Here is a 7991-nt window from a genome sequence, read left to right on the forward strand (position 1 = left end):
GTTGTTTCCAATGGTTCAAAGATACTAAAATGAAAGCAAATCACAACGTTTCAGCATCGGCCGCCAGCGTATCCACCGTTGTTTCCAATGGTTCAAAGATACTAAAATGAAAGCAAATCACAACGTGTCTTCTTCACGTGCGAAAGACTGCGCAGTTGTTTCCAATGGTTCAAAGATACTAAAATGAAAGCAAATCACAACAGAATGGTACTGCATTGTACTTCTTGTTCGGTTGTTTCCAATGGTTCAAAGATACTAAAATGAAAGCAAATCACAACGGACACGAGGTCGTTCATCCACAAGAGGGCGTTGTTTCCAATGGTTCAAAGATACTAAAATGAAAGCAAATCACAACCAATTTCCGGATGGTCATCACAAAATCTCTGTTGTTTCCAATGGTTCAAAGATACTAAAATGAAAACAAATTCTACTATTAAACATTATTCTCCTGTAAAAACAATATAAAAAGGCCGTCCCCACCTTCTTCAGGTTGAGACGGCCTTTTCTTTCATTACACTAAAATTAATCTACGAGCGGGAATACATAACCCTTACCGCCATTATCGTCAAACTTGGCTCCGGAAGGGAGCTTCAGATGCTTGGCATTGTTGCTCCAGTCCCAAAGCATGGTTTCATCCTCTGTAATTTCACCTGTGTCTTTATCACGTTTCTTACCGTTCAACGGATAATACAACACCAGATTGTCATCACTTCCGTCTACCATCTTCCACATGAACTGCTTCAGCTGCTGAGGCGTGCGGGCCGTCTTCCAGAAACGTACTTCACGCACCAGTTCATTCGCACCACCAATCCAGAAACCGACCAGTCCGTAAGGACCTGTCCGGATTTCACGGTCGGCCACCAGCTCACCATTCACATACACATAGTTTTTCTTGCCGTCGTATACAAACGAAAGCATGTACCAGGTGTCGGGCTGAGCCGTAAACACATCAGCAGGAACATCAATCTGAGAGTTACCGGTCTTTATCTGCAACTGGTTCGGACGGATAGTCACATCACCAAAACGGGGATAAATCTCATCAAGGGCTCCAGAACCGGACACCAACTTTGTTCCACAGATAGAACGGTTATTAAATTTATAGGCACTGCGATTCACCATCACTTCCATGGTCCACTGGTCTACTTTGAAATCGTCCGGGAACATTTTGCCATCTTCGCTTCCATAACCATCCATACGCAGACATTTGGTATTGATACGCTGTTCCAACACAATCAGCGATTCACCTTCTCCGGAAATGACTGGCACTGTACCGCCACTCAACTTTACAGGCAACGCATAACTCCCCTGCAAGGAAAACTTCACGTTCTTCAGCTTCACAGGCAAAAACTGGGATGTCTGCTTCGAATCAAACACGATTTCCTTACTCACTTCATACATTTCAGGAGGAAGCATCAGGTAGGTAGTACCGTGCTTCTTGTTATATGCCTCCAGCTGCGATGCATTACCGGCTTCCACCGATACTGTTCTGGAGGTCTGTTCCTGCTGCACCAAGGCCACGGTAATAGACTTCACGTCAACTTCCTGTCCTTCTTCCACAAAAACCTGCGACGATTCTCCACCCTTGATATAAGCTCCCTGTAACGCCTGGTATTCGCCGGTCGCATCTTTATATAATTCATTCTGGCAGGAGCAAACCAACAGGCCGCCTGCTAAAACTCCGAAATACAATATTTTCTTCATAATTCAAATTTTATTCAAATTTACCCGGATAAACTACATTTCCTAAATACAAGGCTTCCTTCAGCCACTTATAAGGAGGATCATTGGCAAAATCATATTCCATGTGGTAAGTACCGATTCCTCCGATACGCTTCCCGCCAGGAAGGTCGAGTGTGGCGTAGTCAAAAATCTGACGGCCTTCCGAATAAGCATTGATTTCTTCGCGTACACTCGTATAGTCTGACACTCCACCGGTTCGCCAGCCTTGCTCAAACTCTACAGTGATGATGGTCTTTCGCTCCCAGTCTTCCAGATGAGTCTGACTAATCTTATTAATCACACTTCGCGTAGACCTTTCCCAATAAGCCTGGTAGATATAGTGATCAATATACTTGGAAGCTTCCGTAGAAAGTTTCTCCGGCTGCCCGTCCATCACCAACATTCTTCCAGCAGGACGCAAACGGTCGGATAATGTTTTGATGAATACAAACATCTGGGTGTTTCCAGACTTCTCTTCAATCCGAGCAGAATTTGCCATGTTACCGGAATGACCGTAATTAGGTTCATAGTCAATATCGAAACCATCCAGATTGTATTTTTCGATAGTGTCGCAAATGGCGTTCGCATAGGCTTTCACACCTTCTGTAAAATCACCTTTACCTTTTTCTACTACCCAATACTGCAGCGGATCCAAGCCCGGAGGAGTCATCTGATCACCCAGGCTTTGCACAATCCAGCACAAAAGGACTTTTCCACCTTTCACTTCCTGGAAGAACTTCAGGTCTTTCTTCTGTTCTTCAGAAAGATTACCACGAGTTCCCCACAAGGATACAAAATCCACACTGTCGGGCAACATCTTCAAGTAGTTCTGTGCATTGCTGCCTCTTCCGGTCCAGTTACCGAACCATCCGAAACCTTTCACATGAGGAGTCTTGCGATATTCCCTGAGTTTTGCAAAATATTCACGCATGGTCGGCGTAAGGTCGGCTTCCGTTTCTGCTTCCAGCAAAGGAATATATTTTTCCAGCCCCTGCTGGTTTTCGAATACTTCTCTTTCGGGTATGCTCCAATCGGAACAACCCACGAACCCTGCCACTACCAGCAAGGCCCCGATATATTTCATGATGCTTTTCATCTCTTGGTGTATTTAAACATTTTAGCAGATTAATCATTATTTCGGTTGTTTAGGACGGTTGTCGCGTACCCACCACAGTTTGGTCGCTCCCTGGTCGTCTCCACCCAACAGAGCAGGCACTTCCGACATGTTGGGGTTCGTACCGTATTCTGTCGGAGCAAAACGGAAACGTTCGGGAGTCACGGCATCTTCCGGAGCACCGATACTTGCATAAGCCTTTTCATGAGCAGGCTTGAGCAAATAAGGATAGCCCGTGCGGCGGTATTCCGTCCATGCTTCCACGGCATTAGGATAAAGTGCCAGATATTTCTGCGTGATAATCTTCTGCAACTTCACCTCTTCCGTGTCCTGGTCGTTCCATTTCGGAGAAACGTTTCCCGAAGCAAGCACACAAGCGTACTGGTAATTAAAACGCAAAGAATAAGCTCTGATGTCTAAAGGAAGTTCTGTACTTTGCAAATAAGAGGCCACGCCACTCACCCCATTTTCTTCGAACGACTTAGTCACTCCTTCTTCGTACAAATCCTTTGGATTGCCGGTCGTAAGCTGATAAAGTGCCGCTTCCGCTTTCAGGAAAGAGACTTCCGATGCACGTAACCAGAACAACGGAGAGGCCGCACTGACCTTGGGTTTGGAAGCTCCTGCTTTAGCCCGATCATTCAACGGATTATTGTTCGTAGGAGGAAGAGCCACATAACTGCTACCTGAGACAGTAGTAAAGTTGACCGCCAGACGTGGATCACTATACCCCTGCATGTAGGCCCAGATGGTAGCTCCCATGCGACATTCTCCATAGTCTTCCACCGTAGGCAGCATGGAGTTCATCAGCGGCAGTTTGTCGGTACTCTGAATCTTGGCCTCCTGTGCCATGTTTTCAATGACTCCTCCATGTGAAGGGTCCAAGGCATACGTCACATATTCCTTTGCCAGCTCCATGTCCTTGAAGTGGACACGTACCGCCATACGCAACATCAATGAATTGGCCAGACGGGTCCAGTTCTGCGGATTACCGCCATAAATCACGTCGTAAGAGGGAAGCACCCTCGTAGCCGTACCTCCCAATACCTGAGAAGCCTCTTTCAAATCTGCCAGCATAGCCTTGTATACTTTATCCTGCGAATCCAGCTTGGGAGCAATGTCTCCGTTGCCGGCATTGGTGTACACAATGGGGCCGAACACGTCGGTAGCACGAAGCCAGCCCATCACCTTGACAATGTTGGCTACGGCCTGCACTTCCTTGTCGGCCGGGTCTTCAGAATCTTTCGTGTACTTGTAAATATCGTTCCATGCACGGAACAGCTTCGAATAGAAATTCTGGTAGGCGTAACTCATACGGCCGTCCGTGAAGTTCCAGGTCGATTCCGTGTTGAAGTTCCAGTTATTGTTCATACCCCAGTAGCCGATGTAGTTTCCAGCCGACATGATATCCGTGTTAGCCAGGTCATTACCCGGTCCGGTCGATTCCGTCGGAGAACCGATGGGAATCACCAATTTCTGCATATCCAGGAAAGGAGCCCCGTACAGCAATCCTCCCTGTTTCATTTCCTCTTCTGTCACCCCATAAATATTCGTATTGATCTTCTCATAGTTGCAAGAAGCCAGTGCCAATGCAGATAATGCGGGTATCAAATATTTTCTTATCTTCATATTGTTTCGGTTTTTCTTGATTTGTTAGAATCCAAATTTAAGGCTCACTCCATAAGTCCGCTGGCTGGGCAGCATGAAATAGTCATATCCCTGTCCGAACGTACCGGTCGAAGCCGTCAGTTCCGGATCAAAAGGTGCCTTATTGTAAATCATCCAAAGGTTCGTGCCGTAAACGGAAAGGCTGACATTGTGGAATGAAGTGCCCTTGAACCAGGAGTTGGGGAAGGTATATCCCAGGCTGGCTTCCTGCAGGCGGACGTTGGTAGCGGAATACACATTATACGCATCCAGGTTCACCACCGACTCATAGTAGTCTTTAGGCTGAACGGGCACATTGCCCACCATCACCTGTCCGGCATCGCGTGCATCAGCCGAGGCCTGCGACACACCGAACTGGTCGAGCACAGCCTGTGTCTTGGAAATCACGATACCTCCTAAGCGGGCAGTCACAAGGAAATTCAGGTTAAAGCCCTTGTAAGAGAAGCCGTTTCGCCAGCCCAGGTTCCACTTGGCATTGACACTGCCCAGCTTGTAGGGCTCCGTAGATTCCGTGGTAATAGTCTGTCCTTCGTTGTACACGATGTAGCCGTCCTGGTCGCGTTTCAGACGTTCTTCTGCATAGATGGTACCGATTTCTCCTCCTTCGCGCAGGCGGAAACGTCCCACCTTGATGTCGCTCAGGTCAAGAGTTTCTCCGGTCACCGGATTCTTCACGTTCGAAGCCAGTTCAATAATCTTATTGCGGTTGGCTGTCGCCGTCAGCGAGGTACTGTAAGAGAATTTGCCGAATGTCTGGTCGTAGCCCAAAGTCAGCTCGATACCTCGGTTTTCCACGTTACCGGCCTGTACGAACATGTAGTCATATCCCGAGGTCTCCGACAGTTTGGCCTGCAACAACTGGTCGTATGTATTCGACTTGTACAAAGTCACTCCCAACGAAACAGTGTTGTTCAACCACTTGGAGTCAATACCGATTTCATACGAACGGGTTCTTTCCGGCTTCAGTTCCGGAAGCGGATAGTACTTGAACGGCTTGATAACCCCTCCTTCGATGGAGTGCGTAATCGTGCCGGGAGTCAGTCCGGTGTAAGGAATCGGCGAACCTACTTCAGTATAAGAAGCACGTACCTTCAGGAAGCCCAGCACCGGAGAAATGGACTGACGCATGGTTTCGGGCAGCAAGTCTGTCACAATGGCCGAAAGTCCGACTGAAGGATAGAATATCCATGGCGACTTACTGTTGACCAGCTGTGAGGGTTTGTCGGCACGTCCTGTCAAGGTGAGGTATACGGCCGATTTCCAGGAGATTTCTGCCGACCCGAACACACCGAGGTTTATCTTCCGGCTGTCTCCTCCCGTCTGTGAAGGCACTCCGGTAGAAGGGTCTACGTTGTCGTAGGCAAACTTGTTGGGGATAAGCAGCAACTGTCCGCCGTAACCTCTTCCCTTCGTATCGTATTCCTCATAAGAAGCACCCACGTTGACATTGGCAAAGAAATCACCGGCAAAGGGTTTGGACAAGTTGGCCATCACGTCGGCATACTTCTGACGGAAAGTTTCATTGGAATAAATATAACGTCCCAAAGGTTTGGCAAACGTACCGTGCGTAGAGGCATAACGCTTGTCTTCCTTCTCCGTGTAGGTATTATCCAGACGGCCGCGGGCAGTTACATTCAGGTAATCGGTGATTTCATATTTCAATGACGCATACAGCATGTAGCGGTCTTTCACCTCCGGACGGATGTTGCGGTAAGCCACCCAGTAGGGGTTCTGCACCGCCATACCGAAGTCACCCGGTGTCCACGACTGCACATTGTAGCCCAGTTCAGCATCGTAACGTTCGAAATACTTTTCCTTCTCAAAATTCTCTCCGCGCGGATACAGATAGGCTCCCAGAATCGGGTTGAAATAGGTACCGTAGGACAGCATGTTGTTGGCGTATTCACGCACGTAGCTGGCAGACAGGTCCATGGTCAGCTTATCATTGAAAAACTTGGTGGTGTTTCGCACCATGGCGTTGTAGCGGTGGTATTTGTTGTTGGGCACGATACCCTTGGCATTTACCGCCGAACCGGACACATACGTCTGGTTCTTGTCATTTCCCACAGACAAGTTAAAAGAGTTGGTGAAAGTGGTTCCGGTATTGAAGAAGTCGGCCGGATTATACGAAGAAGGTACCGGCAGTTTTTCTCCCCATGAAGCAGCCTCCCCGCTCACGTTTCCGTATGTGTTCTGGAAGCGCGGCAGCACGAAAGGATTCGAGAATTCAGCCGATGACGACACGTTGACATTCACTTTTCCGGCAGCCCCTTTCTTTGTGGTAATCAGAATGACACCGTTGGCCGCACTGGCTCCGTAAAGGGCTGCAGCCGAAGGACCGGTCAGCACTGACAGACTCTCAATATCTTCGGGGTTGAAGCTGGCAATACCTTCACCCGACGTACGTCCCGAGCCAAAGCCTGTACCGTCGCCCGAACGGTCGGCCTGGTTTCCCATGGGCACACCGTCTATCACATACAACACGTTGTTATCTCCGCTGATGGACTTGTTTCCACGCATCACGACGCGGGTACCTCCACCCACACCCGAAGCACTGCGCTGGATGCTCACACCGGCCACCTTTCCGTTCAGGCTGTTCACGAAGTTGGCATCCTTTACCTTTGTCAGCACGTCATTCTTCACTTCCTGCACGTTATAACTCAAAGCCTTCTGAGAACGCTTGATACCCAGTGCCGTTACCACTACTTCATCCAGCTGTTCCGTGTCTTCCTTCATGACCAGAACGCCCAGTGTTTCCTTAGCTGGAACTGTCAGGTTTTTATATCCTACGTAAGAGATTTCGAGTGTGGCTCCCCCGCCTACTGACAAGGTGAAGTTTCCGTCCATGTCGGTAATCGTACCGTTGCCGGTTCCTTTTTCCAGCACGCTCACCCCTACCAGAGGTTCTCCGTTGACATCAACGACTGTTCCACTCACTGTGATTTTGTTTGCTTGCGCCGACACCTGTACGGGAGACACACTGGCTCCTCGCGGAAGGCTGGCATAGGCCGCATTTCCTCCCTGACTTATCAGCAAAAGAAATAGCAGCTGAGTAGCTCTTTCTATTTTCATAGATGATTTAAGATTTTGTTGGACAATTAAGTTTAGTTATCGCGGTTTAGTGGCACCTGAGGAAAGTATCCCCTCCCTCAGGTACCGGTTAAAATCTAGCTTGGTTTTTGTTAAAAAATGGGCGTAAAAAACCCGTACAGACACTTCTTTCAACTGCCAAAACAGTCTACAGCTGTATCTGTTATGTTTGTCGGGTTATCTTCTCTGATTTCAGAAGAACTCTTTCTCTATCTTTTTGAACAATTAAATATACAGGCTACACATCGGCCTATGAAGTGATTTTTCTCAACAGTTTAACTTAAGTTCGTGTAATTTTTGTCAGTAAAAACAAGGTCAGTAGTTTTATCTGGTGCAAATATATGCATTTTTTATTAACTACAAAAGATTTAGTCGGAAAAATAATTTTTTTTCTTATTCA

4 protein-coding genes and 1 CRISPR repeat array are annotated in these 7991 nt (G+C 47.7%); all 4 genes read right to left on the reverse strand.

What is annotated here, in order from left to right; all coding sequences use genetic code 11:
- A CRISPR array of direct repeats spans positions 1-432; the repeat unit is 47 nt; unit sequence GTTGTTTCCAATGGTTCAAAGATACTAAAATGAAAGCAAATCACAAC.
- A gap of 90 nt (positions 433-522) precedes the next feature.
- Genes ACMJ0U_RS07045 through ACMJ0U_RS07060 form a run of 4 tightly spaced genes read right to left on the reverse strand, consistent with a single transcriptional unit; the run spans position 523 to position 7573 of the window.
- Complete coding sequence (locus ACMJ0U_RS07045) at positions 523-1701, reverse strand: BT_3987 domain-containing protein (RefSeq protein WP_417129159.1); 1179 nt, start codon at positions 1699-1701, stop codon at positions 523-525.
- Between the two features lie 10 nt (positions 1702-1711).
- Positions 1712-2815, reverse strand: coding sequence for an endo-beta-N-acetylglucosaminidase family protein (locus ACMJ0U_RS07050; RefSeq protein ID WP_417129161.1), 1104 nt, complete (start codon positions 2813-2815; stop codon positions 1712-1714).
- A gap of 36 nt (positions 2816-2851) precedes the next feature.
- The gene (locus ACMJ0U_RS07055; protein ID WP_417129162.1) at positions 2852-4462 is read right to left on the reverse strand and encodes a SusD/RagB family nutrient-binding outer membrane lipoprotein; all 1611 of its coding nucleotides are present in this window, start codon (positions 4460-4462) and stop codon (positions 2852-2854) included.
- Positions 4463-4486: 24 nt separating this feature from the next.
- Positions 4487-7573, reverse strand: coding sequence for a SusC/RagA family TonB-linked outer membrane protein (locus ACMJ0U_RS07060; protein ID WP_417129164.1), 3087 nt, complete (start codon positions 7571-7573; stop codon positions 4487-4489).
- Positions 7574-7991 lie beyond the last annotated feature (418 nt).

This window comes from Phocaeicola sp., assembly GCF_048170425.1.
Classification (GTDB): Bacteria; Bacteroidota; Bacteroidia; order Bacteroidales; family Bacteroidaceae; genus Phocaeicola.

Bases quoted from the DNA above. Each gene is read 5' to 3' on its own strand.
- ACMJ0U_RS07045 (WP_417129159.1), bottom strand. From the start codon at position 1,701: ATGAAGAAAATATTGTATTTCGGAGTTTTAGCAGGCGGCCTGTTGGTT.
- ACMJ0U_RS07050 (WP_417129161.1), bottom strand. From the start codon at position 2,815: ATGAAAAGCATCATGAAATATATCGGGGCCTTGCTGGTAGTGGCAGGG.
- ACMJ0U_RS07055 (WP_417129162.1), bottom strand. From the start codon at position 4,462: ATGAAGATAAGAAAATATTTGATACCCGCATTATCTGCATTGGCACTG.
- ACMJ0U_RS07060 (WP_417129164.1), bottom strand. From the start codon at position 7,573: ATGAAAATAGAAAGAGCTACTCAGCTGCTATTTCTTTTGCTGATAAGT.